At 64.2% G+C, this 1,951-nt stretch carries 1 protein-coding gene; it reads left to right on the forward strand.

Annotated elements, in window-relative coordinates; genetic code table 11:
• The first annotated feature begins 105 nt into the window (after positions 1 to 105).
• Positions 106 to 1,869, forward strand: a complete 1,764-nt coding sequence (gene arc / locus E1281_RS39355) for a proteasome ATPase (protein ID WP_131884767.1) — start codon at positions 106 to 108, stop codon at positions 1,867 to 1,869.
• The last annotated feature ends 82 nt before the right edge of the window (positions 1,870 to 1,951 follow it).

Below are 1,951 nucleotides of genomic sequence, written 5' to 3' on the forward strand. Positions count from 1 at the left end.
ACACCCCCCCACGACACGAACACCGAATGGGCAGGTTACGGAAGCCCTCCAGATAGGTAGGGTCTCAGTAGGTCGTCGGCTCTCTTCGTGAGGAGGTGACGGGGCGTGGCCGCTCGTGACGATGCTGGGGCGCGCAAGGCGCAGCACGAAAAGGAGGTCAGGGACCTCCAAACGCAGATCTCCTTCCTGGAGGAAGAGATCTCCGTGCTGCGCCGGAAGCTCGCGGAATCCCCGCGCCAAGTACGTGTGCTGGAAGAACGCCTCCATGAGGCACAGGCCAACCTGGCCGCCGTAACCGGTCAGAACGAGCGTCTCGTAGCGACCCTCAAAGAGGCTCGCGAACAGATCGTGGCGCTCAAGGAGGAGGTCGACAGGCTCGCACAACCACCATCCGGATTCGGAGTCTTCCTCGAAGCCCGCGACGACGGAACCATCGACATCTTCACCGGCGGGCGCAAACTCCGCGTCAACGTCAGCCCGGCCGTCGACGTCGACGAACTCCAGCGCGGCCAAGAGGTCATGCTCAACGAGGCCCTCAACGTCGTCGAAGCACTCACCTTCGAAGAGCAGGGCGAAGTCGTCATGCTCAAGGAACTCTTCGACGACGGAGAACGCGCCCTCGTCATCGCGCACGCCGACGAGGAACGCGTCATCAAACTCGCCGAACCCCTACGCGGAGTCCCACTCCGCGCCGGCGACTCCCTCATGCTCGAACCCCGATCCGGATACGCGTACGAGAAGATCCACAAGGCCGAGGTCGAAGAACTCGTCCTCGAAGAGGTCCCCGACATCTCCTACAACGAGATCGGCGGCCTCGGCGGACAGATCGAACTCATCCGCGACGCCGTGGAACTTCCCTACCTGCACGCCGACCTCTTCCGCGAGCACCAGCTCAGGCCACCCAAGGGCGTCCTCCTCTACGGACCCCCGGGATGCGGCAAGACGCTCATCGCCAAGGCGGTGGCCAACTCCCTCGCCAAACAGGTCGCCGAGAAGACCGGCCAGGAAGGCAAGAGCTTCTTCCTCAACATCAAGGGCCCCGAACTCCTCAACAAATACGTCGGCGAAACCGAACGGCACATCCGCCTGGTCTTCCAGCGCGCCCGCGAAAAGGCGTCCGCCGGAACACCCGTCATCGTCTTCTTCGACGAAATGGACTCCATCTTCCGCACCCGCGGATCCGGAGTCTCCTCCGACGTCGAGAACACCATCGTCCCGCAGCTCCTCAGCGAGATCGACGGCGTCGAAGGCCTGGAGAACGTCATCGTCATCGGCGCCTCCAACCGAGAAGACATGATCGACCCGGCGATCCTGCGCCCCGGCCGGCTCGACGTCAAGATCAAGATCGAGCGTCCCGACGCCGAAGCCGCCAAGGACATCTTCTCCAAGTACATCCTCGGCGGCCTCCCGCTCCACCCCGACGACCTCAAGGAGCACGGCGGCTCCGACGAGGCCACCGTCGAGGCCATGATCCAGCGCACCGTCGAACGCATGTACACCGAAAGCGAGGAGAACCGCTTCCTGGAGGTCACCTACGCCAACGGCGACAAGGAAGTCCTCTACTTCAAGGACTTCAACTCCGGAGCGATGATCCAGAACATCGTCGACCGCGCCAAGAAGATGGCCATCAAGCAGTTCCTCGACACCGGCCAGAAGGGCCTGCGCGTCAGCCACCTCCTCGCCGCCTGCGTCGACGAGTTCAGCGAGAACGAAGACCTGCCCAACACCACCAACCCCGACGACTGGGCCCGCATCTCCGGCAAGAAGGGCGAACGGATCGTCTACATCCGCACCCTCGTCTCCGGAACCAAGGGCACCGAAGCCGGCCGATCCATCGACACCGTCGCCAACACCGGCCAGTACCTGTAACACAACCCACACCGGCACACCGGCGCGGCGGCCCCCAGACCGGGGCCGCCGCGCCCGCCTGCCACGCCACACCCCCCGCGAA

This window comes from Actinomadura sp. KC345 (genome assembly GCF_004348515.1).
Taxonomy (GTDB): Bacteria; Actinomycetota; Actinomycetes; order Streptosporangiales; family Streptosporangiaceae; genus Spirillospora.